Genomic DNA, 24,785 nt, shown 5'->3' on the forward strand with positions numbered 1-24,785 from the left:
TCATCCCCGCGCCTTGTGCGCAGCCAGCCCGTTACCCGTTACCCGTTACCCGTTACCAGTGGGCACCAAAGCTCTGGCGCAGCTCCTCAATCTGGGGCGCGGTCAGCGGCGTGGGGCGGGGCTGGCACAGCATCCACAGGCGTGCGGTTTCTTCCAGCTCTTCCAGCACGGCCATGGCGGCGGCGGGCGTGTCATGCCACACGTTGGGCCCCAGGCGCGCCAGCATCACGGCGCGCACAGGGCTGCCTTGGGCGGCATAGCGGGTGATGGTCTGTGCCACCAGCGCCGCCGCTGCAGCATCACCGGGGCGGTGGTAGGGGATGTGCGGCACGCGGCCTACCTTCATGACGAAGTAGGGCGTGATAGGCGGCAGTAACTGCGCATCCGGTGCCAGTTGCCCGTCTGCAGCGGTGTCGCCTTGCAGCGAGCAGGCCACCAGATGCGTGCTGTGCGTGTGGATCACGCAGCGCGCAGGGGCCTCAGTCGGTGCCGACGCCTCGTAAATCTGCCGGTGCAGCGCAATGGTCTTGCTGGCCCGGTCTCCCGCCACCTGCTGACCCTGGGCGTCCAGGCGTGCCAGCCGCTCGGGCTGCAGGGTGCCCAGGCAGGCATCGGTGGGGGTGATGAGGTAACCGTCGGCCAGGCGCACGCTGATGTTGCCTGCGGTGGCATGCACATAGCCCCGCTCAAACAGGCTGCGGCCCACGCGGCAGATTTCGTCGCGGGCCTGGCGCTCATCCATGAAGGCGGGGGTAGAGGTCATACCAACAATTGTGCAAAAGCCTTGGTGAAAAAGTCGGTGCTGCCGAAATTGCCCGACTTCAGCGTGATGTGCAGCCCGTCCTTGGCGTCCGGGGCCACCGCATGGCACCACGGCACGCCGGGGTCAATCTGCGCGCCAATGCGCATCTGCGTGATGCCCAGTGCCTGCACACAGGCGCCGGAGGTTTCGCCACCCGCCACGATGAGCTGGCGCACACCGCGCTGCACCAGGCCGCGTGCAATGGCGGCAATGGTGTCTTCCACCATGGCACCGGCCTTTTCAGAGCCCAGCTTGCCTTGAATGGCGCGCACGGCCGAGGGCTCGGCGGTGGAATACACCAGCACCGGGCCCTGGCCGATGTGGCCTTCCGCCCAAACCAGCGCTTCGGCGGCCACGTCCACGCCTGCGGCGATGCGCAGCGGGTCGATGGCCAGAGCGGGCTTGCCTGCCTGGATGAAATCCATCACCTGCTGGTTGGTGGCCACCGAGCAGCTGCCCGACACGATGGCCTGCAGCCCTTGCGCGGCAGGCAGGCGGGCGGCCTCGTTGCTGGGCGCCACGCCAAAGTTGCCCGGCAGGCCAATGGCCACGCCCGAGCCTGCAGTCACCAGCGGCATGCCCTTGAGGGCAGGGCCCAGGCGCAGCAGGTCGGCGTTGGACACCGCATCGACCACGGCCATGCGTACGCCCTCGGCCTTGAGTTGGTCGATGCGTGCGCGGATGGCGGCCTCGCCCTGTGCGACCACGCTGTGGTCGATCAGGCCCACGCGGCTGGGTGTTTGTGCCTGCAGCACGCGCACCAGGTTGGGGTCGGCCATGGGCGTGAGCGGGTGGTTTTGCATGCCGCTCTCGTTCAGCAGCACATCGCCCACAAACAGGTAGCCCTTGAACACCGTGCGCTTGTTGTCGGGGAAGGCGGGCGTGGCGATGGTGAAGTCGGTGCCCAGGGCCTGCATCAGCGCATCGGTTACGGGGCCGATGTTGCCCTCTGCAGTGCTGTCAAAGGTGGAGCAGTATTTGAAATAGATCTGCTCTGCACCCTGCGCCTGCAGCCACTGCAGCGCGGCCAGCGACTGGTCAATGGCATCGCCCTTGGGAATGGTGCGGGACTTGAGCGCGACCACGATGGCATCGGCCTCGGTATCCAAAGGTGCCGTGGGCACGCCCATGGCCTGCACCACGCGCATGCCTGCGCGCACCAGGTTGTTGGCCAGGTCGGTCGCGCCGGTGAAGTCGTCGGCAATGCAGCCCAGCAGGGCACGTGCGCGCGTCATGCCTTTTCCTTCCCTTCGGGCAGCGTAATGCCGGGGAAGATCTTGATCACGGCACTGTCATCTTCCTTGGCAAAGCCTGCGGTGGATGCCTGCATGAACATCTGGTGCGCGGTGGCGGCCAGTGGCAGGGGGAATTTGCTGGCGCGTGCGGTGTCCAGCACCAGGCCCAGGTCCTTCACGAAGATGTCGACAGCCGACAGCGGCGTGTAGTCGCCCGCCAGCACATGGGCCATGCGGTTTTCAAACATCCAGCTGTTGCCCGCGCTGTTCGTGATCACTTCATACAAAGCGCTGGCCTCCACGCCTTCGCGCAGGCCCAGGGCCATGGCTTCAGCGGCCACGGCAATGTGCACACCGGCCAGCAGCTGGTTGATGATCTTGACCTTGCTGCCCGCGCCCGCCTTGTCACCCAGGCGGTACACCTTGCCAGCCATGCCGTCGAGCACGGTGCCCGCTGCAGCATAGGCCTCGGGCTTGGCCGAGGTCATCATGGTCATCTGGCCCGAGGCAGCCTTGGCTGCGCCACCGGAGATGGGGGCATCCACATAGTGCAGGCCCAGGGCGTTCAGGCGCGCTTCCATCGCCACCGACCAATTGGGGTCCACGGTGGAGCACATCACAAAGGTGCTGCCGGGGCGCATGGTGCTGGCTGCACCGCCCTTGCCATCGTCGCCAAACAGCACGCTCTCGGTCTGCGCGGCGTTGACCACCACCGACACCACCACATCACTCACCGCCGCCAGCGCAGCCGTGGTGGCGTGGGCCGTGCCGCCTTCGGCCACAAAAGCATCGGCCACGCCGGGGCGCACGTCGCACACGTGGATGGTGAAACCGTTGTTGCGCAGGGTTTTGGCAATGCCAGCGCCCATGGCGCCCAGGCCGATGATGCCGACGGTGGGTTGGGTCATAGTGGTGTCTTTCTAGAGCAAAGAGAAAAAATCAGGCAACGGCCACCCACAGCAAGGCAGTCAGGGCAAAGCCCGCCAAGCCCAGCACGGTGGTCAGCACGGTCCAGGTGCGCAGGCCATCGCCCACGCTCAGGCCCAGGTAGCGGGTCACGATCCAGAAGCCTGAATCGTTGACGTGCGACAGGCCCAGGCTGCCAAAGCCAATGGCAACCGTCAGCAAGGCGATCTGCAAGGGGGAATACCCGCCACCGGCCATGGCATCGGCCAGCAGGCCGCAGGTGGTGATGATGGCCACGGTGGCCGAGCCCTGGGCGGCGCGCAGCGCCAGAGAAATGATGAACGCCAGCAGGATGAGCGGCAGATGAGTAGCGGTAAGGCTTTGCGACAGCGCCGCGCCAATGCCGCTGGCGGTGAGCACCTTGGCAAACACGCCGCCTGCGCCCGTCGCCAGAATCACCGTGGCAGCAGGGGGCAGGGCGGATTCCATGATGGCGTTGGTGCGCTCACGGTTCCAGCCCTGGTTGCGGCCCAGCAGGAACATCGCCAGCCCCACGGCCACCATCAGCGCGAAGATGGGCGAGCCGATGAAGCCCAGCACGTTACGCAGGTTGTCGCCCTTGGGCAGCAGGGTGGCGCCGGTGGTGCCCGCCATGATGAGGGCCAGCGGGATCAGGATCAGCGCCATGATGGTGCCCACGCCGGGGGCAGCGGCAGCAGCCTTGGGGGCCTTGGAGTCCGCGCCTTCTTGGCTGCTGCCAAAGGCCGCAAACTGCTCGGCCGTGGTGGGCAGCATGGGGTAGCCCTTGCGGTTGAGCCAGCCCGCCACGACCTGTGACAGCGCCGCCAGCGGGATGCAGATGGCCAGGCCAATGATGGTGATCCAGCCAATGTCGCCCTTGACGATGGCAGCCCCGCCCACAATGCCGGGGTGCGGTGGCACTACCACGTGCGCGGCCAGCATGATGCCCGCTACGGGCAGGCCGAACTTGATGGGGTTGACGCCCGCTGCCTTGCAAAAGCCGTAGACGATGGGCACCAGGATGATGAAGCCCACGTCAAAAAACACCGGGATGGCCAGCACCAGTGCGGCGGCGGTGAGCGCCATGGGCACCCGTGTGGGGCCCAGCAGCTGCGTGAAGCGGTTGGCCAGGCTGGCCGCGCCACCCGAGACCTCGATCATGCGCCCCAGCATGGAGCCCAGCGCCACCAGGATGGCCACCGACCCCAGCGTGCCGCCCATGCCCGCAATCAGCGTGCTGATGATGTCGCCAATGGGCATCTGCGTGGCAAACGCCACCAGAAAGCTCACCAGCATCATCGCCACGAAGGCGTGGACTTGCCAGCGGATGATGAGCAACAGGAGCAGGGCGATGCTGCCGGCGCCGATGCCGAGAAGTGCGAGGGTGGACATGAACGAGATATCTCCGGGATGGAAGGGGCTGACCCAGGCTGGAGCCGCTCAAAACGGCCTTGCAGGGGTTTCCAGCTGCACCTTGGTTGGTGTGTTTATATGGTTATCATACAAATTATCGCGCACGGCACTGCTACGGGTTAACCCGCGTCTGCCAGTGCGTGGGCATGGTCGGTGAAGCGGTTTTGAGGCGTTTTGGTGCTCAGGCGCTAGTGCAATATGCCTGAGCAGCTACCAAATATGTATCAAATCACCGATGTGTTAGCACGCAAGCCCGGCGCACGGGCTTGGGACGTGGCTCAGAACACCAGCGGTGTGGATGCTGCCACCAGCGGCTGGGCCAGCCGAGCGCCGTCCTGGGCCCAGAACGTGAGGTCGGCCTGCTCGATGCGGGCCAGTGCGTTCTTCATGTGCTGCGCGGCAGCCGCCCGCGCTGCCACCGGGTCGCCCGCCTCGATGGCGCGCACGATGTGGCTGTGCTCGCGGGTCACCGCATCGGCAAAGTCGGTGCGGCGCGCTTCGTTGGCGCGGGTCACGCGGGTGGCGCCCTTGAGGAACTGCGCCAGATAGTCCAGCGTGCTGATCATGAATGGGTTGCCTGCCGCCTGGGCGATGGCGCGGTGGAACAGCACGTCTTCTTCCACCCCGTCGCGGCCTGCACGCACGGCGTCGGCAATGTGCTGCATCGCGGCGCGGATGGCGGTCATGTCTGCATCGGTGCGCCGCAAGGCCGCCAGCTCGGCCACCTCGGCCTCCAGCGCACGCCTTACCTCCACGATCTGCATCACCGCCTCGCGCGATGCCGCCAGGGGCACATCGAACTGCAGCGGCTCGATGCCCGGAGCCAGCACATACACGCCGCTGCCCTGGCGCGAGTCCACCAGCCCCAGCGACTTGAGGCGCGAGATGGCCTCGCGCACCACTGTGCGGCTCACCTGGAACTGCTGCGCCAGCACCGCCTCGGTGGGCAGCTTGTCGGACGCCTGGATGCGGCCCGCGCGGATCTCGGCCTCCAGCGCGCTGGCCACCTGGTCGGAGAGCTTGGCGCTGGGTTTGACGGCGGAAAACGGCGAAGACATGGGTGGGGCGGGCAGTGGGGCGTGAAGTCGGTGTCGGGATGTGCTGGCAGGCCGGGGCGCAGTTGACTTTACCCGAAGGGCACTGCGCCGGAATCGTTTGTTTGCCGCGCTATTTGGGCGCCGGGCAGGAGTCGTCCAGTTTGGCGAGGCCCGCCAGCTTCTGCAGCCGGCTGCGGTTGTCCAGACAGGCCTGGTACTGCGCCTCGGTCGCCTTCTGCTGGGCCTGCGCCGCCGCCTTGCTGCGCTCGGCCTGGAGCTGGGCCACACGCTCGCGGATTTGCGGCATCACGGCCAGCGCGGCCTTCTCGCCTTCCACGATGGCGTTGGCGCGCTGGCTGAAGTCGGCGGCGCCAATGTCCAGCACCTGCGGGCGGATGATCACGTCGGCGCGCGCCAGCTCGGCCTGGCCCAGCTTCTGGCCCATGATGGCAATCGACTGGTTGAGCGCACCCAGCATGTTGCCCGGCGTCTGGCCCCGGGCCTTGTTGGAAATGTCCACCGCGATCACGATGTCGGCGCCCAGCTGGCGTGCGGCATCCACCGGCACAGGGCTCACGATGCCGCCATCCACAAAATGGTATTTGCCGATGGTGACGGGCTGGAACACGCCCGGCACGCTGCTGGATGCGCGCACGGCCTGACCGGTGTTGCCGCGTGCAAACACCGTGCGCTCGCCGTCTTCCAGCCGCGTGGCGACAACGACAAAGGGCTTGGCCATCTGTTCCAGCGGTTTGCGGCGCACCTGCTCGTTCACATAGTCTTCAAGCTTCTGGCCCAGCACCAACCCGCCGGACGACAACTGCAGGTCACGGATCTTGGCTTCGTCCAGCGCCACGGCCTTTTCCTGCATCTCAAACGCGTTCATGCCACTGGCATACAGCGCGCCGACCACACTGCCGGCGCTGGTGCCCGAGACCACGGCGGGCGCCAGGCCATTGGCCTCCAGCATCTTGATCACGCCGATGTGCGCAAAGCCTTTGGCCGCGCCACCGCCCAGGGCGATGCCAATGCGGATGGGTGGAGTGGTGGATGTGGTCGCAGCGGCAGGTGACGCGTCGCCCGCCGCGGGCTGGGTCGGGGCCGTGCCGCCGCATGCGGCCAGACCTGCTGCGGCCCCAAGGGCCAGAAGGCGCAAAAGAATGGTCAAGCGCATGCCGGGTGATCCTGCTGTCGTCCAAACGGGGCGGGCAGTATAGCGGCAGGGTGTCGAGTCACCAGTTGGCGGTGTCTTTTGCTCCTGAAATAGGAGCTGATTGCGCTTGGCATACAAGCGCCAGAGCCAACTACCGCCAGAAATCGCGGTGCAGGGCCGTGATCTCGTCTTGCAGCGCAGGCACCGGGCCCAGCACCTCGGTGGGGCGCTGGCCGCTCGCAAACACCGTGCGGCAAGGCAGGGCCAGCGTGGGGTTCTCGGGGTGGTCGCCCGTCAGGGCGAGCAGGGCGGTTTCTTCGGCGCCATACAGCACGCGCCCGATGCCCGCCCAGTAGATGGTACCCGCACACATGGCGCAGGGCTCGAAGGTGGTGACCAGCGTGCACTGGGCGAGATAAGCGCTGGGATAGTTGGCCGCCGCCGTGCGGGCCAGCGTGTTCTCGGCATGGTTCACGGTGTCGATGTTGCCCTGCTCGGCCAGCACCGTCTCGCCATCGGGCGCAACCAGCAGCGCGCCGAAGGGATGGCGGCCCATGTCCTTGGCGCGCTGGGCCACGGCGTTGGCGCGGCGAAGATGAAGCGTGATCTGGTTGGGTGAGAGTGACATCGTTCTTTCAATCCCAGGGGAATCGGCTGACAACGGTAGAGACTGGCACGGCCTCAGCCCGTACCGCCGCGCAAGGGCCGCCCCGCTGCGCTGGCGGTGTCCCCCTTCCCGAACTACGCAAGTAGTTCGAGAGAAGGGGGAAGGCGCGAAACGACTCAGGGGGATGTACCCTGCCTATTCACCCTGGGATCCACGGTGCGCCCAGCCTGTGGTGCGCTTTTCAATCCAGCTGAACAGTTCGTACATCACCATAGCCATGGCGCCCACCACCATCAGGCCCGCAAAGGCCAGGCCCATTTGCATGGACGAGCCCGCGCTGATGAGCAGGTAGCCAATGCCTTCGTTGGCAGCGGTCATCTCCGACACCGTGGTGCCCACAAAGGCCAGGGTGATGGCGACCTTGAGCGAGCCGTAGAAGTACGGCATGGAGCGCGGCAGGCCCACCTTGGTCAGCACGTCCCAGCGCTTGGCGCCCAACACGCGCAGCACGTCTTCCAGCTCGGGCTCCAGCGTGGCGAGGCCGGTGGCGATGTTGACCATGATGGGGAAGAAGCTGATGAGGAACGCCGTGAGGATGGCCGGGCCCACTCCAATGCCGAACCACACCACCAGGATGGGCACGAACGCTGCCTTGGGCAGTGCGTTGAAGGCCGTCATCAGCGGGTACACGGCGGCGTAGGCCAGGCGCGAAGAGCCGATCACAAAGCCCAGCAGCACCCCCACGACGATGGCGATGCCAAAGCCGGCCATGGTGACCCAGAAGGTGCGACAGGCGTGGCCTGCGATGACGCCGCCAAACTCCACCAGCTGGGTGGCAATGGCCCAGGGGCTGGGGAAGATGAACTCGGAGACATTGAAGGCCGAACAGATGATCTGCCACAGCAGGATGGTAGCGGTCAGCAGCAGCCAGGGAGACCAGCGCTCGACGGTTTTCTTGTGCATGGGATGAGGCGCTTTCTTGTTATTGCTGGATGGGCGCGCCGGCTTTGCGCAGCGCGCCAATGTGGCCGCGCAGCTCGTGCACGATGTCGGTGAACTCCTTGGTGTAAGTCACTTCCAGGTCGCGCGGGCGGGGCAGCTCGATCTCTTTGCGCACCACAAACCGGCCGGGGCTCTTGCTCATCACATACACCGTGTCGGCCAGGAAAACCGACTCGCGCAGGTCGTGCGTGACCAATATCACGTTGAACTGCTGCTCGGTCCACAGGTCCCGCAGGATGCACCACAGCTCCTCGCGCGTGAAGGCATCCAGCGCGCCGAAGGGCTCGTCCAGCAGCAGCATCTTGGGTTCGTGGATCAGTGCGCGGCAGATGCTGGCGCGCTGCTGCATGCCGCCCGACAGCTGCCAGGGGAACTTGTCCTCATAGCCCGCCAGCCCCACTTTTTGCAGCAGCTTGCGGGCGCGCTCTTCGTATTCCTTGCGTTTTTGCTTGAAGTTGCTGCGGTAGGGCTCGACGATTTCGAGCGGCAGCAGCACGTTATCCACCGTGGTGCGCCAGGGCAGCAGCGAAGGCGCCTGGAAGGCCATGCCCGAGACCTTGAGCGGCCCCGTCACCGGCTGCCCGTCGATGAGGATCTTGCCCATGGAGGGCATCTTCAACCCGGTGGCCAGCTTCATGAAGGTGGACTTGCCGCAACCCGAGGGGCCCACGATGGCGATGAATTCGCCCTGGCGTACCTGCAGGTCGATGGCTTCGACCGCAAACTGGTTCTTGGCGCGCAGCTCGTCGTTGTACGCGAGCCAGACATCGCGGAAGTCCACAAAGTAGGAATCAGCAGCCTGCATCAGAGGTCCGTAGTGAGTAGTGTTTGTGCACCGAGGTTGATGCTGGGCGCGGCCCAGGCCAGCGCCCCCGTGCAAGGGCCGCCCCGCCGCGTAGGCGGCGCTTCGCTGGCGTGCACCGGGGGCGTCCCCCTCTCGACTCGCGCAGCGAGTCGAGAGAGGGGGAAGGCGCGAAGCGACTCAGGGGGTGTCACTTCTTCGGCAGGATGTTCAGCTCGGCAGCGCTGGGCAAGAAGCTGGCGTTCCACACATCGTCGGCGTTCACACGGGTCTTGGTGTTGAACGCATCGGACACCTGCGACGCCATCAGCGAGAGGCGGCCGGGCTTGAGCTGGCCAAAGCCTTCGGCGCGGGCGTCGGGGCTGTTGATCACGGTGTCGATGGCCAGCTGGAGGCGGCGGGTTTCGAGCGGCACGTTCACGATGCCGTCGCGCGCCTTCACGTATTCGATGGAAGCAGCGGGGTTGGCAATGACTTCCTTGGCACCTTTGGTGAAGGCCGACAGGAACGCCTTGATGGCGCCTGGGTTCTCCTTGATGAGCTTGGGCGATGCGATGATCACATTGCCATACAGCTTCACGCCGAAGTCGGCATAGGGCAGCACCACCACATCGGCGGCCTTGGCGCCCCGGGCTTCCAGGTTGAGCAGCGAGGTGAAGGTGAAGCCGGTGATGGCGTCCACGTCGCCACGCACCAGCATGGTTTCGCGCAGCGGGGGGTCCATGGCGGTCCAGGTCACGGCGCCAATGCCATTGGCCTTCTGGAAGATGGGGAACGCGCGGCGGCCTGCGTCGAACACGGGGGCGCCCAGCTTCTTGCCGGCCAGGTCGGCGGGCTTGGTGATGCCGCTCTTTTTCAGCGCCATGACCGAGGCGGGCGTGTTGTTGTAGACCACCATCACCGCCACGGGCTTGTTCTGCGCGTCGGGGTTGTTGGCGTGGAACTCCATCACGGCGGCCAGATCGGCAAAACCCATGTCGTAGGTGCCCGAGGCCACGCGCTGCACCGCGCCGCCGGAGCCGTTGCCCGCATCCACCGTCACGTCCAGGCCTGCGGCCTTGAAGTAGCCCTTGGCCACGGGTTGCAGGAACAGTGCGGCAGGGCCTTCAAAACGCCAGTCGAGCTGGAACTTGATGGGCGTGGTGGCCTGTGCCTGGGCCAGCGAGGCGCTGCCGATCAGGGCCAGGGCGGCAGCGGTTTGCATGAACAGTCTTTTTTTCATTCGGGGCTCCTGTCGGGCGAGGGGAAATTCGGTGAGGGAAGGCACTGGCCCCTTTGATGGGCCATGGTCCTGCAGTCAGCAAAAACGATGCCCGGTTTGTGTACGCGGGTGCTTTGCTGCGCCCCATTGTTCACCGAAGTGGTGCGCGTCAGCATGCTGGGTTTCCCGAAATGGTGCATGCGCAGGGCCAGGGGTTGGCTTGCCCATGAAAAACGGGGCCCGAGGGCCCCGTTGCAACTGCGTGTGGGCAGGCCTGCTCACGGCCTGCGCTCTGGTCAGCACGGCACAGCGCGCTCAGCGTGGCCGGGCGGCAGCGCTGGCCACGGCCAGGGCCGTCATGTTGAGCACCCGGCGCACGGTGGCGGCCGGGGTCAGGATGTAGGCCGTGGCAGCGGCGCCCATCAGGATGGGGCCCACCGTGACGCCACCGCTGGTGGTCGTCTTGAGCACGTTGTAGAGGATGTTGGCAGCATCCAGGTTGGGGCAGATCAGCAGGTTGGCCGAGTCCGTCAGGGTCGAATCCGCCATGTAGGCGTTGCGGATGTTCGGCTCCAGCGCGGCATCGCCGTGCAGCTCGCCATCACACTCGATCTCGGGGTGGGCGGCCACGAACAGGTCGCGCGCCTCGCGCATCTTGCGGGCCGATGCGCGCTTGGACGAGCCATAGCTGGAGTGCGACAGGAAGGCGACCTTGGGTGGGATGCCAAAGCGTTGCACCTCCTGCACCGACATCCAGGCGATGTCCGCCAGCTGCTGGGCCGTGGGGTCTTCGTTCACATAGGTGTCGGCAATGAACAGCGTGCCCCGGTTGGTCATCAGCGCGTTCAGCGCCGCGTAGTTGTTGGCGCCTTCCTGGCGGCCGATGATGCTGTGGATGCGCTCCAGGTGCGTTTCATACGTGCCCACCAGGCCGCAGATCATTGCGTCGGCATCGCCCAGCTTGACCATCAGCGAGGCGATGATGGTGTTGGAGCGGCGCACGGCGGCCTTGGCCACTTCGGGCGAGGCGCCGTTGCGCTTCATGAGCTGGTGGTAGTGCTCCCAGTACTGGCGAAAGCGCGGGTCGTCCTCGGGGTTGCACACCTCCACGTCCTTGCCCAGCTGCATGCGCAGGCCGGCCTTGGCGATGCGCGCGGCAATCACGGCGGGGCGGCCGATGAGGATGGGCGTGGCGATCTTGTCGTCGATGGCCATCTGCGCGGCGCGCAGGGCGCGTTCGTCTTCACCGTCGGCGTAGGCCACGCGCTTTTGTGCATCGGGCAGGGCCTTGGCCGCGTTGATCACGGGGCGCATCAGCATGCCGGTCTGGTAGACAAAGCGCGACAGCGTTTCCTTGTAGGCCTCCATGTCTTCGATGGGGCGCGTGGCCACGCCCGATTCGGCAGCGGCCTTGGCCACGGCGGGCGCGATCTTGAGGATCAGGCGCGAGTCGAACGGCGTGGGGATGAGGTAGTCAGGGCCAAAGGTCAGTTCTTTGCCTGCATAGGCGCTGGCCACTTCTTCGCTGATGTCGGCCTTGGCCAGGTCGGCGATCTGGCGCACGCAGGCCAGCTTCATGGCCTCGGTGATCTTGGTGGCGCCGCAGTCCAGCGCGCCGCGGAAGATGTACGGGAAGCACAGGACGTTGTTGACCTGGTTCGGGTAGTCCGAGCGGCCCGTGGCGATGATGCAGTCGGGGCGAATGGCCTTGGCGAGTTCGGGGCGGATCTCGGGCTCGGGGTTGGCCAGCGCCAGGATGATGGGCTTGGGGCCCATGGTCTTGACCATCTCGGCCGTGAGCACGCCGGGGGCTGAGCAGCCCAGGAATACGTCGGCGCCGTTGACTGCATCGGCCAGCGTGCGGGCGTCGGTCTTTTGCGCGTAGGCCGCCTTGGATTCGTCGTAGCCACCGGGGCGGCCTTCGTAGATCACGCCCTTGGAGTCGCACACGAAGACGTTCTCGATCTTCACGCCCAGGCCCACCATCACGTTCAGGCAGGCAATGGCGGCCGCTCCCGCGCCCGACACGGCAATCTTCACCTGGTCGATCTGCTTGCCCACCAGCTCCAGTCCATTGAGCAGCGCCGCGCTGCTGATGATGGCCGTGCCGTGCTGGTCGTCATGGAACACCGGGATGTTCATGCGCTTGCTGAGTTCGCGCTCGATGTAGAAGCACTCGGGCGCCTTGATGTCTTCGAGGTTGATGCCGCCCAGCGTGGGCTCCAGCGCCGCGATGATCTCGATGAGCTTGTCGGGGTCGCGTTCGGCCAGTTCGATGTCGAACACGTCGACGCCCGCGAACTTCTTGAACAGGCAGCCCTTGCCTTCCATCACCGGCTTGCTGGCCAGTGGGCCGATGTCACCCAGGCCCAGCACCGCCGTGCCGTTGGTGATCACCGCGACCAGGTTGCCGCGTGAGGTGAAGTCAAACGCCTTGGAGGGGTCGGCAGCGATGTCCAGGCATGGGTAAGCCACGCCCGGCGAGTAGGCCAGCGACAGGTCGCGCTGGTTGGACAAAGGCTTGGTGGGGGTGACCGAAATCTTGCCCCGGGTGGGGTTGCGGTGGTATTCGCGCGCAGCGTCGCGCAGGGCCTGTTCGGCGGCGGAAATGTTCTGTGTCATGCGGAAATCCTGGAAGTCCTGGGCGGAAAGCAAAAACAAGGGTACCCGATGGCGTGGGCGGCGGACATGCAGGTTTATGCGTATGCAGCATGAAGCCAAAACCCCCTGGCAGCCGTGGCGGACAGGGGGCGGGGCCACGCGGGCAGTGGCAGGTTTTCGGCAGCGGGCAGGCGGGATGCTAGTGGGCGTCGGCCTGGCGTGCGGCGTTGACAGCGGCGGAGGTGTCGCGGCTGGCGCCATTGAAGAAAACGTTCAGGGCCACCGCCGTGATCGAGGCCAGGAGGATACCGGATTCGATCAGCGGGTGGATGGCGTGCGGCATCCACTGGCGGAAGTTGGGCGCGATCAGCGGCACCATGCCCACGCCGATGGAAACGGCCACGATCATGGCGTTGAAGCGGTTGGTCTTGAAGTCCACCCCGCCCAGGATGCGGATGCCCGTGGCCGCCACCATGCCGAACATCACCAGCCCCGCGCCGCCCAGCACCATGGTGGGCAGCGACTCGACCAGTGCGGCCATCTTGGGCAGCACGCCCAGCACGATCAGGATCACGCCGCCGGCCACGCACACAAAGCGGCTCTTGACGCCGGTGACGGCGACCAGCCCCACGTTCTGCGAGAAGCTGGTGTACGGAAAGGTGTTGAAAATGCCGCCCAGCAGCGTGCCCAGGCCATCGGTGCGCAGGCCGCGCGTGAGGGCTGCCTGGTCCACCTTGCGGTCGGTCATCTCGCCCAGGGCCAGGAACATGCCGGTGGATTCGATCATGACCACGATCATCACCAGGGTCATGGTCAGGATCAGGATCGGGTCGAACACGGGGCCGGCAATCTCGAACGGCAGCACCAGGTCAAACCACTGCGCCTTGGCCACCTTGTCGAAGTTCATCATGCCCAGCGCCACGGCCACCACCGCACCAATGACGATGCCCAGCAGCACCGAGATGTTGGCGACGAAGCCCTTGGCAAACTTGGCAATCAGCAGGATGGACAGCAGCACCAGGCCCGAGATGCCCACACCGGTCAGGTCGGCGTACTTGGGGTTGGGCACCGTGGGCACCACCGCAAACCCCTTGGGCACCGGTGGCAGTGACGAGCCGGGGGCTCCGGCAGCAGCCTGCGCATCGGCCAGCCACTTGAGGTGCTCGGGGTTGGGCACGCTGGGCGCCGTGGGGCCCACGGGGTTGCCAAAGATCCAGTTGATGCCCACGCGCATCAGGCTGATGCCGATGACCGCAATGATGGTGCCGGTGACCACCGGCGGGAAGAAACGGAGCATGCGGCTCACCAGTGGCGCGATCAGGATGGAGATGACACCCGCCCCGATCACCGAGCCAAAGATCAGCCCGGCCCCAGCGGTGCCGCCGGTGGTCTGCGCCATCGAGATCATGGGCGCCACCGAGGCAAAGGTCACCCCCATCATCACAGGCAGCTGAATGCCAAACCAGCGCGAGGCGCCCAGCGCCTGGATCAGCGTGACCAGCCCGCACACAAACAGGTCGGCCGAGATCAGCTTGGCTACCTGGTCGGGCGTGAGGTTGAGCGCGCGGCCCACGATGAGCGGCACCGCCACGGCACCCGCATACATCACCAGCACATGCTGCAGGCCCAGCGCCGTGAGTCGCCCCAGGGGCAGGTGTTCGTCCACGGGGTGTACGGGCGGGTTCATGGATGTCCTTCGGGGGTTGGTTTTTGAATACGGAATGGAAACCTGTGCCGAATGGTGCACAGATATCCATACAAAAATCGTATACAAAATGGCCGGGCACGCTTATCCCGGTTAACCCTTAGAGGGGCGCAGCAAAGTACCCGCCGGCCGTGGACGCAGGCGATGGGGAGCTTGGGGGCCGGGCGCGTCCGGCGTGGGCTAGCCCAGGTCCGTGGATGCAGCCTTGGTGCGTTGGCTGGTCAGCGGTGCGAGGGATTCACGCAGGCGGTCGCGCACCAGCGGCTGGCCGGGGTTGAGGGCGCCTTCCACATGGCCAATGTGGGCGAGCATGCGTTCGCGGGCCAGGGTGGTGTTGCCGGCCTCCAGCGCCTCCACAATGGCGGCATGCTCCGCACAAGACTGGCTGGCCGCGTGCTGCGACTGGTACAGCGACGCGGCCAAGGTGGTGCGCGCCGTGAGGTCGCGCAGGATGTCGCTCAGGCTGCGGTGGCCCATTGCCTCGGCCAGGCAGACGTGGAAATCTGCGAGCAAAAAGGCGCGTGTGGCAGCGTCAGCTCCTTCGATGGCCTGCTGTTCGTCGGCGATGTGCGCACGCAGGCGGCGGGTCACGCTCTGCAGCGGGCGGCCCGCATCGGCCAGGATGCCCGATTCGATGATGCGCCGGGCGGAGAATGCGTCGCGTGCATCCTCCACCGAGGGCTCCACCACGTACCAGCCCCGGCGCGAGCGCACTTCCACAAAGCCCCGTGCCTGCAGCTGCATCAGGGCCTCGCGCACCAACGTGCGGCTCACGCCGAACAGATCGGCCAGCTCCTGCTCGCCCAGGCGCTCGCCGGGCGAGAGTTTTTGCGCCAGGATGGATTCCACCACCTGCTGGGCGATCTGGGTCTGGTTGATGCTCATGGCCGGATTGTCGCGTGCTGTGTCGGGGGCTTGCCCGATCAGGCACGCGGCGAGGGTGGCTCGCGGCCGTCCAGCACGGCGTGGGCGCGTTCGCGGTCGATGTCGCCTTCCCAGGCTGCCACGGCCACGGTGGCGACACAGTTGCCAATGAGGTTGCCCAGCGCGCGGGCGATGCCCATGAACCAGTCCACTGACAACACCAGCACCAGGCCAATCGCCGGGATGGCGGGGATGGCCTGCAAGGTGGCTGCCAGCACGACGATGGCCGAGCCGGGCACGCCGTGAGCGCCCTTGGAGGTGACCAGCGAGATCGCCAGGATCGTCAGCAGGTCGGCCATGGAAATCGGCGTGTTGGTGGCCTGGGCGATGAACACGGCGGCCAGTGTGATGTAGATCGAGAACGCGTCCAGGTTGAACGAGTAGCCCGTGGGTATCACCAGGCCCACGGTCGAATCGCGGATGCCCATGTGCTTGAGCTTGGCCATGATCTGGGGCAGCACGCTGTCGGACGACGTGGTGGCAAACACCACGGCCAGTTCCTCGCGCAGATAGCGCAGCAGCTTAAACAGGCTGAAGCCCGACACCCGCATGATGAGGCCCAGCACCACCACGACGAAGATGACCACCGCGGCGTAGAACAGCGCCACCAGCATGCCCAGCTGCTTGAGGGAACCCAGGCCGTATTTGCCCACGGTGAACGCGATGGCGCCCAGCACACCCAACGGTGCGAGCTTGATGATCAGGCCCATGGTCTTGAACAGCACATGCGACAGGTCATCGATCAGGCCGGTGACCCGCGCCCCGCGCTCACCGATCAATGCCAGGGCGCAGCCAAAAACGATGGAAAACAGCAGAACCTGCAGCACGTCGCCGTTGGCAAACGCGCTCACGGCGGTGGTGGGGATGAGCTTGAGCAAGAAGTCGGTGAAACCGCCGCCGGTAAGCTTGCTGGCGTTTTCGGCGTAGGCGCCCATGGCTTTGGGGTCCAGCGCCTTGGGGTCCACGTTCATGCCCACGCCGGGCTCGAACCAGAACGCCAGCGCCAGGCCCAGCACCAGGGCGATGGAGGTGACCACCTCGAAGTAGATCAGCGATTTGACGCCCACCCGGCCTACCCGCTGCAGGTCGCCAGTGCCTGCAATGCCATGCACCACCACGCAGAAGACGATGAGCGGGATGAGCATCTTGATGAGCTTGATGAAGCCGTCTCCCAGGGGCTTGAGCGCAATGGCGGTGTCGGGCCACACAAGGCCCACCACCACACCGGCTATCAAGGCCAGCACCACCTGACCAAAAAGGGATTTGAAAAACCGGGGCATGCCAACTCCTTCAGTAGCTTTTTGAACGCAAATCTTGCATACAAGAACTGTAGGCAAGTCTGAAGAGTGGCGGTATGAGGGTATGCCCGCATGGGGTTGCCAGAGGCGGCAATAAAAAGGCCACGCCCTTATGGGGCGTGGCCTCGCAAATGTTGACAAGCACAGACCACCCGCATCAAGCGGGCGCTGGCAATCAGTAACCGAGGGTCTTGCCGTCGGGGTTGCGGGGGTCCGAGTAGCCGTACAGCGCGCCGCCACGGATCTGGATGGTCTGCGTGCGGCCCATCGAAGGCTTGACCGCGATGTTGTGGCCGCGTTGCTTGAGCAGGGCAATGGTGTCGGGCGAGAGGCCCTTTTCCACGCGCAGCTCGTCCGGCGTCCACTGGTGGTGCACGCGCGGTGCCGCTGCGGCCTCCGCAGGGTTCATACCGAAGTCGATGGTGTTGACCACCGTCTGCAGCACCGTGGTGATGATGCGCGCGCCGCCGGGGCTGCCGGTCACCAGTGTGGGCTTGCCGTCCTTGAGCACCAGAGTGGGTGTCATGGACGACAGGGGGCGCTTCTTGGCGGCCACTGCGTTCGCGTCGCCACCGACCAGGCCATAGGCATTGGCCACGCCGGGCTTGGCCGAGAAGTCGTCCATCTCGTTGTTGAGCAGGATGCCCGTGCCCTTGGCGACGATGCCGCTGCCGAAGTTGGTGTTCAGCGTGTAGGTCACGGCCACGGCGTTGCCCGCCTTGTCCACCACTGAGTAGTGGGTGGTCTGGTCGCTCTCATACGGCTGGGGCTGGCCGGGCTTGATCTCCTTGGCCGGGCGTGCGCGGTTGGGGTCGATGCCCTTGGCCAGCGATTCGGCATAGCGCTTGGAGGTCAGGCCCTTCAGCGGGATCTTCACGAAGTCTGGGTCGCCCAGGTATTCGGAGCGGTCGGCGTATGCCAGCTTGCTGCTCTCGGCCATGTGGTGGATGGTCTGCGCGCTGTTGGGGCCCCACTGGGCCAGGGGCAGGGGCTCCAGCATGTTCAGGATCTGCACCAGGTGCGGGCCGCCCGAGGAGGGTGGGGGCATGGTCACGATCTCGTAGCCACGGTAGGTGCCACGCGTGGGGACGCGTTCGGCCACCTTGTATTCGCGCAGGTCTTGCTGGGTGATGGCGCCTGCGTGGGGTGCCATTTCAGCCGCGATCTTCTGGGCGATCTCGCCTTCGTAGAACGCCTTGGCGCCCTGCTGGGCAATCAGGCGCATGGACTGCGCCAGGTCTTTTTGCACCAGCGGGTCGCCCACCTTGAGCGGCTCGCCGTTCTTCCAGAAGATGGCCTGGGTGGCGGGCCACTTGCCCATGTTCTTCTTCTCTTGCTGCAGGATCTTGGCGAGCGTTTCGCTCACCGGGAAGCCCTTGTCCGCCAGTTCGATGGCCGGGGCGATCACACGCGACAGGGGCAGGGTGCCCCAGCTCTTGAGTGCGTGTTCCATGCCCGCCACGGTGCCGGGAACGCCCACGGCATAGTGGGTGTACAGCGACTTGCCGTCCACCACATTGCCCTTGGCGTCCAGGTACATGTCGCGCGTGGCCTTCGATGGCGCCACTTCGCGGAAGTCGAGGGCCACGCTCTTGCCGGTCTTGGCGTCGTGCACCATCATGAAGCCGCCACCACCCAGGTTGCCCGCATTGGGCAGGGCCACGGCCAGCGCAAAGCCAATGCCCACGGCCGCATCCACAGCGTTGCCACCGGCCTTGAGGATGTCCAGGCCGATCTGCGAGGCCAGCTCCTGCTCGGAGGCGACCATGCCATTGCGTGCCACCACGGGGTGGAACACATCCATGTCGAAGTCGTAGGCTGCACTGGCGGCCTGGGCCGAGGCGGTCTGCTGCACTGCGGGCGCGGGTGCAGCCGTGGCTACCGGCGGCGTGCTGCCGCAGGCCGTGAGGCTGGCCAGGGCCAGCACAACGCTGCCAGCCAGCAGCGTATGACGAATGTTCATGGGATATCTCCTGGTGTGTGGAATCTGGAAATGACAACGGGCGCATCCAGTGGATGGATGCGCCCGCGCCAGTGTAGGTCGGTCAAAGGGCTGCCAGAGGCTATCTCGCCATGACATTGAAGCGCAGCACTGATGTGCTGCGTGCATTACTTACTGTCCCGTGGACCCTCAGGCGAGCAAGTCGCTCAATGTCCGTGCAATCACCTTGGTGGCGCGGCGCAGGTCTTCGAGCTGCAGGCGCTCGTCGGCGCGCTTGGCGTGCGATTCGAGGACCGTGCGGGGGCCTGCGCCGTAAATCACGCCGGGAATGCCGCGCTCCACATACAGGCGCACATCGGTGTAGAGCGGCGTGCCCACGGCAGGGACCGGTTCACCAATCACGGCCTGGGCATGTTGCTGGATCGCATCGACCAGGGGCTTGTTGCCCGCCAGCGGCGTCATCGCATTCGCCAGCAGCAGGCGCTTGATCTCCACGCTGATACCGGCGCGCTCACCTGCAGCCTGTTCAATCACGCGGCGGATGTTGGCTTCGACCTCCACCGGGTTTTCCTCGGGGATCATGCGGCGGTCGAGCTTGAACATCACCTTGCCGGGTACGACGTTGGTGTTGGTGCCGCCCTCGATGCGGCCCACGTTCAGGTAGGGGTGCTTGATCCCCTCGACCTTGGACGTGACCTTCTTGTACTCGTCGTTCTGTGCGTACAGCGCGTTCAGGATGTGCACGGCGCCCTGCAGGGCATCCACTCCGGTGTGGGGCACGGCGGCATGGGCCATCTTGCCGTGCACCGTCACTTCCATCTGCAGGCAGCCGTTGTGTGCGGTGACCACTTCGTAGCTGAAGCCGGCGGCAATCATCAGGTCGGGCTTTGTCAGTCCCTTTTGCAGCAGCCAGCCGGGGCCGAGTTCGCCGCCAAACTCTTCGTCGTAGGTGAAGTGCAGCTCTACCGCGCCCTGGGTGGGCCTGGCCACGGCTTCCAAGGCCCGCACGGCAAAGGTGAAGCTCGCAAAGTCGCTCTTGCTCACGGCGGTGGCGCGGCCGTACATGGCGCCATCGACAATCTCGGCGCCATAGGGGTCGTGTGTCCAGCCTTCGCCGGGCGGCACCACGTCACCGTGGGCGTTCAGGGCGATGGTCTTGCCACCGCTGCCGTACGGTCTGCGCACGATGAGGTTGGTGATGGATTCCATGCCGTATGCCAACACATCGGCAGTGGGCACGGCGTGCTTTTCGGCCTCGTAGCCAAAGTCCTTCAGCAGCTCGGCGGTACGCTCGGCATGGGGCGCGTTGTTGCCGGGGGGCGTGTCGGTGGGTACGCGCACCAGGGCCTGCAGAAAGCGCACTTCTTCGTCAAAGTGCTGGTCGATCCAGGCGTCCAGCGCGGCGTGGTGGTTCGGGGTTGTCATGGTTGTTGTTCCTCGGCAAGCTGGTGCAGCACCTGGGTGAAGGCGTCCACGGCCAGTTGCATGTCGTTGTTGGTGGTGGATTCGAGCGGGTTGTGGCTGATGCCGGAGTTTTCTCCGCGCACAAACAGCATGGCCTGCGGCATGATTTCGTGCAGCTTCATGGCATCGTGGCCTGCCCCACTGGGCATGCGGAACACGGGCACGCCCAGGTGGTCCACAGCACGCTCCCACTGGTGCTGCAGGGCCGGGGCGCTGGGGGCTGCTGCGGCGCGCATGGATTCCTCCAGCGTATAGCGCAGGCCGCGCCGGGCTGCGATCTGGCCCAGGTGGTCCAGCACATCGCGCACCAGTGCGTCCCGTTGCGGATCGGTGGGCGCACGCAGGTCCAGGCTGAACTGGCAGCGGCCCGGCACCACATTGATGGAGCCGCCGGGCACGTTGAGCAGGCCGATCGTGCCCACCGAGTCCCCGTCCTGGGCGGCGCGCTGCTCGATGTACAACGCCAGCTCAGCCACAGCCACGGCCGCATCGCGGCGGCGGTCCATGGGGGTGGTGCCTGCGTGGCTCGCGGTGCCGATCATCTCGCCCACAAACCGCACCCCCCCATTGATGGAGGTGACCACGCCCAGCGGCAGATCCAGCTCGTTGAGCACCGGGCCCTGTTCGATGTGAACTTCAATGAAGCCCAGGTACTGCGCCGGGTCGCGCTGCAGCTTGGCAATGTCGTCGATGCACAACCCAGCGTGCTGCATGGCCGCGCGCATGGTCACGCCATCGGCATCCTTCTGGTCCAGCCAGGCGGGGTTGAAGTGACCGATGAGCGCGCCCGAACCCAGGAAGGTGGCCTTGTAGCGCTGGCCTTCCTCTTCGGCAAAGGCAATCACCTCGATGCCAAAAGGCAGGCGCCGGCCCGCGCGGTGCAGTTCGCGCACGCAAGCCATCGGCACAAAGATGCCCAGGCGCCCGTCGTACTTGCCGCCATTGCGCACGGTGTCGTAGTGCGAGCCCGTCATGAGGTACTTCGCCCCGGGTGTTCCGGCGCGATACCGCCCCACCACGTTGCCCACGGCGTCCACCTCGACCTCGTCAAAGCCGCAGTCGCGCATCCAGTGGCTGATGCGCTGGGCACAGGCGCGGTGTGCGTCGGTGAGGTAGGTGACGGTGAGCTGGCCCTTTTCGGCAAAGCCAGGGTCGGAGTGTTCGGCCAGCTTTTCATGCCAGTCCCACACGTCATTGCCGAGCAAGGGTTCGGCGGCGAACTTGTCGTTCAGGCGGATCTCGGCGATGCGGTGGATGTTACGCAAGGCCTCTGCCACCTCGAATTCCGGGTGGTTGTCGAGCCGCCGCGCAAAGGTGTCGATGATCTGCTGCTTGTTCAACCCCGCACCACGCGGTCCACGCACGGCCAGAATGAAGGGGAAACCAAAGCGTGCGTTGTAGTCCGCATTGAGCTGCTGGATGCGCGCAAATTCTTCGGGCGTGCACTGGGTCAGACCCGCCTTGGATTGCTCATTGGTCGATTCAGCCGTAAGGCTTTTCGCCACCATGGCCTTGCCCGCCAGCTCGGGGTGGGCGCGGATCAGGCCCAGCTGCGCCTCGGTGCTGGCGGTGCGCACCGCGTGGGCCAGGGCGTGCTTGAGGTGTGCCAGCGAGCGGAACGGCCGCTGGGTGAGCGCCTGCTCGGCAATCCAGGGGGAATGCTCGTACACGCCGTCCAACGCCTCCAGGGCCTGCGCGGGCGTGGCGGCATTCAGTTGGTCAAGGGTCCATGCCATGGTCATCAGGCCTTTGTGGTGGGGTAGGGGTGCACGGCCTTCCAGTGGCGCGCGATGTCGATGCGGCGGGCCACCCACACCTTGTCGTGCTGTGCGATGTGGTCCAGAAAACGCTGCAGCGCCGTGATGCGGCCCGGGCGGCCCAGCAGGCGGCAGTGCATGCCAATGCTCATCATCTTGGGTGCGTTGTCGCCGGCCGGGTCGCCCTCGGCATACAGCGCATCGAAGGTGTCCTTCATGTATTGGAAGAACGGGTCGGCGTGCGAATAGCCCTGGGGCAGCGCAAAGCGCATGTCGTTGCAATCGAGCGTGTAGGGCACGATGAGCTGGGGCACCACGCTGCCGTCGGTCTTTTGCACCTTCATCCAGAAGGGAAGGTCGTCGCCGTAGTAGTCGCTGTCGTATTCAAAGCCGCCGTAGTCGGCCACCAGGCGGTGGGTGTTGGGGCTGTCGCGGCCGGTGTACCAGCCCAACGCCCTTTCGCCCGTCATTCGTTGGATGATTTCCATCGCCTCTTGCATGTGGGCGCGCTCCACCTCTTCGGGGATGTGCTGGTAGTGGATCCACTTGAGGCCATGGCAGGCAATCTCGTGGCCCAGTTCCACAAACGCCGCAGTGAGGTCGGGGTGGCGCTGCAGGGCCGTGGACACGCCAAACACCGTGAGGGGCAGCTGGCGCTTTTCAAACTCGCGCAGGATGCGCCACACGCCAGCGCGCGACCCGTATTCATAAATGCCCTCCATGCTCATGTGCCGCTCGGGGTAGCTGGCCGGGTTGAACATTTCGGACAGGAACTGCTCGCTGCCCGCATCGCCATGCAGCACCGCGTTTTCGCCGCCCTCTTCGTAGTTCAGGACGAATTGCACGGCAATGCGCGCGCCACCGGGCCACTGCGCATGGGGCGGGGTCTTGCCGTAGCCAATAAGGTCGCGGGGGTAGGCCTGGGTGGTGTCGTAGATCATGGTGGGGTGGTTTTCAAGAGGCCAGGGCGGCGGCCAGATCGCTGGCAGGGCGCTTGCGGTCAAAGGTCAGGCTGGCTTCGACATGTTCGAGGTGGCTTTGCATCAAGGCGACGGCACGTTCTTCGTCGCGCGCGGCCAGGGCCGCCACGATGTCGGCGTGCTCCTCGTGCGAGTGTTCGGCGGCGCTGGCTGACTGGTACATCAGCGTGATGAGGGCACAGCGCGAGATCAGGTCGCCCAGCATCTGCGCCAGCACCTCGTTGCCCATCAGTTCGGCCATGCGCACATGAAAGTCGCCCAGCAACTCGGTGCGGGTGCTGGCGTCCTGCGTGCCCATGGCAGTCTTCTCGCTGGCCACGTGGGCGCGCAGAGCCTTGAGCTTGGCGGGCGTCACGCTGCGCACAAAGGCGCGGGTCATTTCGGTTTCCAGCATGCGGCGCACGGCAAACACCTGGCGCGCCTCCTCGACCGAGGGCGTGGCCACAAATGCGCCCCGTGCGGGCTCCAGTGTGACCAGCCGGTTCTGTGCCAGCTGGAACAGCGCCTGGCGCACCAGCGTGCGCGACACGCCAAAGTGGTCGGCCAGCTTTTGCTCGGCCAGCTTGGTGCCGGGTTGCAGGCGGTGCTCTACGATGGCGCGGGTCAGCGCTTCGACAATGGCGCTGGTGGAGGAAGATTCCATGGCTGCATGATACGGTGGATGGTGAAAAGTGTATACACTTTTGGTCTACACACTGCGATCTGGCAATCGTCGCCGATTGGACAGACTCTTACTTCAGGAGATTCCCCCATGGGATTGAGCACCCACGTTCTGGACACCATGAACGGCTGCCCTGCGGCCGGCATGGAAGTGGCCCTGTATTCCACCGACGGCGACAACGCCACCCTCATCAAGCGCCTGGTGCTGAACCACGACGGCCGCACCGATGCGCCGCTGTTCGACAACGCCAGCCTGCGCACCGGTACCTACCGGCTGCGCTTTGATGTGGCGGGTTACTTCAAGGCCCAGGGCGTGCAGCTGCCCGAGCCGAATTTTCTGAACCAGGTGAGCCTGGACTTCGGCATTGCGCATGCCGACCAGCACTACCACGTGCCGCTGCTGGTCAGCCCCTGGAGCTATTCGACCTACCGGGGCTCGTAGTGTGAAGACCCCTGAGTCGCTTCGCGCCTTCCCCCTCAGGGGGACGCCGCCAGCGCGGCGGGGCGGCCCTTGCGCGGCGGTCCTGGCCTAAGCAGCGACAGTTGCCAGGGTCGGCGTGTATCCGCATTGCTAGCGCGCGGGTAAAACGCCAGCTTCTAAAGCTGCCCTTCGGTCAGCGTATCGAGCTGAAAGTGCCCGCTCTTGTCCCACAGCCAGGTTTCGGTATAGGTGACCTTGCCCATGCGGGCAGGGACAGGGAAGGGGGCCGCAGCGCGCACCGTGCGCTCGATCTCGGTGACCACCTCGGGGGCATGGCGCGGGGCGCGCATCCAGTGCAGGCGGGTGATCTTGCCTGCGCGGTCGATGTCGAGCTGCAGCACACCGATGGCATACAGCTGCGGCGGCAGTTTGCCTTTGAAGATGCGTTCGCGGTTCAGGCCATACAGGTGTGTGGCGGCATCCTGGCGGTAGGCCAGCGGTGTGGCAGCGGCCGAGGGGCGCGCAGATCCGGCCGTGGCGGGCACGGGGCCCTTGACGCCGCTGGCATCGGGGCCGGTGGAGGGGACGCTGTCGGGAGCGGGGGCTGGCGTGGGCTCTGGTGGGGACTTGCAGGCCGAGACCAGCGCCGCACCCACGGCCATGATGCCTGCCAGCAACCAGTGGCTGCGCTTTCCGGTGGAGCGGGGAGAGGGCGTGTCGGGCATGGTGTGAAAGGCTCCTGAGGCTGCGGGCACGATAACCCAGCGGCGAAGGTGGTACGTTACAAAATGACGACGGCTGCAAAGGGGATGCAGCAGCAGACTCACCGGAGGGTGAGCCGCTTGCCTGGCCCC

At 65.7% G+C, this 24,785-nt stretch carries 21 protein-coding genes; 1 reads left to right on the forward strand and 20 read right to left on the reverse strand.

Annotated features, from left to right (window positions below; translation table 11 throughout):
- Positions 1–52: 52 nt before the first annotated feature.
- From ACTJKQ_RS21765 to ACTJKQ_RS21855, 19 genes are all read right to left on the reverse strand, one after another.
- Entirely contained in the window at positions 53–742 is a 690-nt protein-coding gene (locus ACTJKQ_RS21765; protein ID WP_440598053.1) for a class II aldolase/adducin family protein, read from the reverse strand.
- 17 nt (positions 743–759) lie between these two features.
- Positions 760–2,037, reverse strand: coding sequence for a 3-oxo-tetronate kinase (gene otnK, locus ACTJKQ_RS21770; RefSeq protein WP_440598033.1), 1,278 nt, complete (start codon positions 2,035–2,037; stop codon positions 760–762).
- Complete coding sequence (gene ltnD, locus ACTJKQ_RS21775; protein WP_440598034.1) at positions 2,034–2,945, reverse strand: L-threonate dehydrogenase; 912 nt, start codon at positions 2,943–2,945, stop codon at positions 2,034–2,036. Before ltnD ends, otnK begins: the two co-directional genes overlap by 4 nt.
- A 31-nt stretch (positions 2,946–2,976) precedes the next feature.
- Positions 2,977–4,356 (reverse strand): GntP family transporter, encoded by a 1,380-nt coding sequence (locus tag ACTJKQ_RS21780; RefSeq protein ID WP_440598035.1) that lies wholly within the window; start codon positions 4,354–4,356, stop codon positions 2,977–2,979.
- A 299-nt stretch (positions 4,357–4,655) separates the two neighbouring features.
- Complete coding sequence (locus ACTJKQ_RS21785) at positions 4,656–5,435, reverse strand: FadR/GntR family transcriptional regulator (RefSeq protein WP_440598036.1); 780 nt, start codon at positions 5,433–5,435, stop codon at positions 4,656–4,658.
- A 109-nt stretch (positions 5,436–5,544) separates the two neighbouring features.
- Positions 5,545–6,588, reverse strand: a complete 1,044-nt coding sequence (locus ACTJKQ_RS21790; protein ID WP_440598037.1) for a patatin-like phospholipase family protein — start codon at positions 6,586–6,588, stop codon at positions 5,545–5,547.
- 130 nt (positions 6,589–6,718) lie between these two features.
- Positions 6,719–7,195 carry a nucleoside deaminase gene (locus ACTJKQ_RS21795; protein WP_440598038.1) on the reverse strand — a complete coding sequence of 159 codons (477 nt, stop codon included), beginning with the start codon at positions 7,193–7,195 and terminating at the stop codon, positions 6,719–6,721.
- Between the two features lie 174 nt (positions 7,196–7,369).
- Positions 7,370–8,137, reverse strand: a complete 768-nt coding sequence (locus tag ACTJKQ_RS21800) for an ABC transporter permease (protein WP_440598039.1) — start codon at positions 8,135–8,137, stop codon at positions 7,370–7,372.
- 19 nt (positions 8,138–8,156) lie between these two features.
- Positions 8,157–8,981, reverse strand: coding sequence for an ABC transporter ATP-binding protein (locus ACTJKQ_RS21805; protein WP_121943596.1), 825 nt, complete (start codon positions 8,979–8,981; stop codon positions 8,157–8,159).
- A gap of 187 nt (positions 8,982–9,168) precedes the next feature.
- Positions 9,169–10,200, reverse strand: coding sequence for an ABC transporter substrate-binding protein (locus ACTJKQ_RS21810; RefSeq protein WP_015012860.1), 1,032 nt, complete (start codon positions 10,198–10,200; stop codon positions 9,169–9,171).
- A gap of 294 nt (positions 10,201–10,494) precedes the next feature.
- Positions 10,495–12,801, reverse strand: a complete 2,307-nt coding sequence (locus ACTJKQ_RS21815; RefSeq protein WP_056747727.1) for an NADP-dependent malic enzyme — start codon at positions 12,799–12,801, stop codon at positions 10,495–10,497.
- 178 nt (positions 12,802–12,979) lie between these two features.
- Entirely contained in the window at positions 12,980–14,467 is a 1,488-nt protein-coding gene (locus ACTJKQ_RS21820) for a nucleobase:cation symporter-2 family protein (protein ID WP_056747391.1), read from the reverse strand.
- Positions 14,468–14,665: 198 nt separating this feature from the next.
- Entirely contained in the window at positions 14,666–15,370 is a 705-nt protein-coding gene (locus ACTJKQ_RS21825) for a GntR family transcriptional regulator (RefSeq protein WP_099729440.1), read from the reverse strand.
- A 38-nt stretch (positions 15,371–15,408) separates the two neighbouring features.
- Positions 15,409–16,689: a C4-dicarboxylate transporter DctA gene (locus ACTJKQ_RS21830; protein WP_121943592.1), complete on the reverse strand. Its 1,281-nt coding sequence runs from the start codon at positions 16,687–16,689 to the stop codon at positions 15,409–15,411.
- Positions 16,690–16,882: 193 nt separating this feature from the next.
- Positions 16,883–18,670 (reverse strand): gamma-glutamyltransferase, encoded by a 1,788-nt coding sequence (ggt, locus tag ACTJKQ_RS21835; RefSeq protein WP_440598040.1) that lies wholly within the window; start codon positions 18,668–18,670, stop codon positions 16,883–16,885.
- A gap of 168 nt (positions 18,671–18,838) precedes the next feature.
- Positions 18,839–20,074, reverse strand: coding sequence for a M20 family metallopeptidase (locus ACTJKQ_RS21840; RefSeq protein WP_110959538.1), 1,236 nt, complete (start codon positions 20,072–20,074; stop codon positions 18,839–18,841).
- The gene (gene uraD, locus ACTJKQ_RS21845) at positions 20,071–21,849 is read right to left on the reverse strand and encodes a 2-oxo-4-hydroxy-4-carboxy-5-ureidoimidazoline decarboxylase (protein ID WP_440598041.1); all 1,779 of its coding nucleotides are present in this window, start codon (positions 21,847–21,849) and stop codon (positions 20,071–20,073) included. The genes ACTJKQ_RS21840 and uraD overlap by 4 nt, the downstream gene beginning before the upstream one ends.
- A 5-nt stretch (positions 21,850–21,854) precedes the next feature.
- Positions 21,855–22,811: an allantoinase PuuE gene (gene puuE, locus ACTJKQ_RS21850; protein ID WP_056747395.1), complete on the reverse strand. Its 957-nt coding sequence runs from the start codon at positions 22,809–22,811 to the stop codon at positions 21,855–21,857.
- Between the two features lie 13 nt (positions 22,812–22,824).
- Positions 22,825–23,493: a GntR family transcriptional regulator gene (locus ACTJKQ_RS21855; protein ID WP_056060765.1), complete on the reverse strand. Its 669-nt coding sequence runs from the start codon at positions 23,491–23,493 to the stop codon at positions 22,825–22,827.
- Positions 23,494–23,601: 108 nt separating this feature from the next.
- Between ACTJKQ_RS21855 and uraH the strand changes: the two genes are divergently transcribed.
- Positions 23,602–23,952: a hydroxyisourate hydrolase gene (uraH, locus tag ACTJKQ_RS21860; RefSeq protein ID WP_440598042.1), complete on the forward strand. Its 351-nt coding sequence runs from the start codon at positions 23,602–23,604 to the stop codon at positions 23,950–23,952.
- A 155-nt stretch (positions 23,953–24,107) separates the two neighbouring features.
- Here the strand turns inward: uraH and ACTJKQ_RS21865 are convergent, their stop codons facing one another.
- Positions 24,108–24,656, reverse strand: coding sequence for a hypothetical protein (locus ACTJKQ_RS21865; protein WP_082522390.1), 549 nt, complete (start codon positions 24,654–24,656; stop codon positions 24,108–24,110).
- Positions 24,657–24,785: the final 129 nt, after the last annotated feature.

This window comes from Acidovorax sp. 22279 (assembly GCF_052045435.1).
In the GTDB taxonomy this organism is placed as follows: Bacteria; Pseudomonadota; Gammaproteobacteria; order Burkholderiales; family Burkholderiaceae_C; genus Acidovorax; species Acidovorax delafieldii.

Bases quoted from the DNA above. Each gene is read 5' to 3' on its own strand.
- ACTJKQ_RS21765 (WP_440598053.1), bottom strand. From the start codon at position 742: ATGGATGAGCGCCAGGCCCGCGACGAAATCTGCCGCGTGGGCCGCAGC.
- otnK (WP_440598033.1), bottom strand. From the start codon at position 2,037: ATGACGCGCGCACGTGCCCTGCTGGGCTGCATTGCCGACGACTTCACC.
- ltnD (WP_440598034.1), bottom strand. From the start codon at position 2,945: ATGACCCAACCCACCGTCGGCATCATCGGCCTGGGCGCCATGGGCGCT.
- ACTJKQ_RS21780 (WP_440598035.1), bottom strand. From the start codon at position 4,356: ATGTCCACCCTCGCACTTCTCGGCATCGGCGCCGGCAGCATCGCCCTG.
- ACTJKQ_RS21785 (WP_440598036.1), bottom strand. From the start codon at position 5,435: ATGTCTTCGCCGTTTTCCGCCGTCAAACCCAGCGCCAAGCTCTCCGAC.
- ACTJKQ_RS21790 (WP_440598037.1), bottom strand. From the start codon at position 6,588: ATGCGCTTGACCATTCTTTTGCGCCTTCTGGCCCTTGGGGCCGCAGCA.
- ACTJKQ_RS21795 (WP_440598038.1), bottom strand. From the start codon at position 7,195: ATGTCACTCTCACCCAACCAGATCACGCTTCATCTTCGCCGCGCCAAC.
- ACTJKQ_RS21800 (WP_440598039.1), bottom strand. From the start codon at position 8,137: ATGCACAAGAAAACCGTCGAGCGCTGGTCTCCCTGGCTGCTGCTGACC.
- ACTJKQ_RS21805 (WP_121943596.1), bottom strand. From the start codon at position 8,981: ATGCAGGCTGCTGATTCCTACTTTGTGGACTTCCGCGATGTCTGGCTC.
- ACTJKQ_RS21810 (WP_015012860.1), bottom strand. From the start codon at position 10,200: ATGAAAAAAAGACTGTTCATGCAAACCGCTGCCGCCCTGGCCCTGATC.
- ACTJKQ_RS21815 (WP_056747727.1), bottom strand. From the start codon at position 12,801: ATGACACAGAACATTTCCGCCGCCGAACAGGCCCTGCGCGACGCTGCG.
- ACTJKQ_RS21820 (WP_056747391.1), bottom strand. From the start codon at position 14,467: ATGAACCCGCCCGTACACCCCGTGGACGAACACCTGCCCCTGGGGCGA.
- ACTJKQ_RS21825 (WP_099729440.1), bottom strand. From the start codon at position 15,370: ATGAGCATCAACCAGACCCAGATCGCCCAGCAGGTGGTGGAATCCATC.
- ACTJKQ_RS21830 (WP_121943592.1), bottom strand. From the start codon at position 16,689: ATGCCCCGGTTTTTCAAATCCCTTTTTGGTCAGGTGGTGCTGGCCTTG.
- ggt (WP_440598040.1), bottom strand. From the start codon at position 18,670: ATGAACATTCGTCATACGCTGCTGGCTGGCAGCGTTGTGCTGGCCCTG.
- ACTJKQ_RS21840 (WP_110959538.1), bottom strand. From the start codon at position 20,074: ATGACAACCCCGAACCACCACGCCGCGCTGGACGCCTGGATCGACCAG.
- uraD (WP_440598041.1), bottom strand. From the start codon at position 21,849: ATGGCATGGACCCTTGACCAACTGAATGCCGCCACGCCCGCGCAGGCC.
- puuE (WP_056747395.1), bottom strand. From the start codon at position 22,811: ATGATCTACGACACCACCCAGGCCTACCCCCGCGACCTTATTGGCTAC.
- ACTJKQ_RS21855 (WP_056060765.1), bottom strand. From the start codon at position 23,493: ATGGAATCTTCCTCCACCAGCGCCATTGTCGAAGCGCTGACCCGCGCC.
- uraH (WP_440598042.1), top strand. From the start codon at position 23,602: ATGGGATTGAGCACCCACGTTCTGGACACCATGAACGGCTGCCCTGCG.
- ACTJKQ_RS21865 (WP_082522390.1), bottom strand. From the start codon at position 24,656: ATGCCCGACACGCCCTCTCCCCGCTCCACCGGAAAGCGCAGCCACTGG.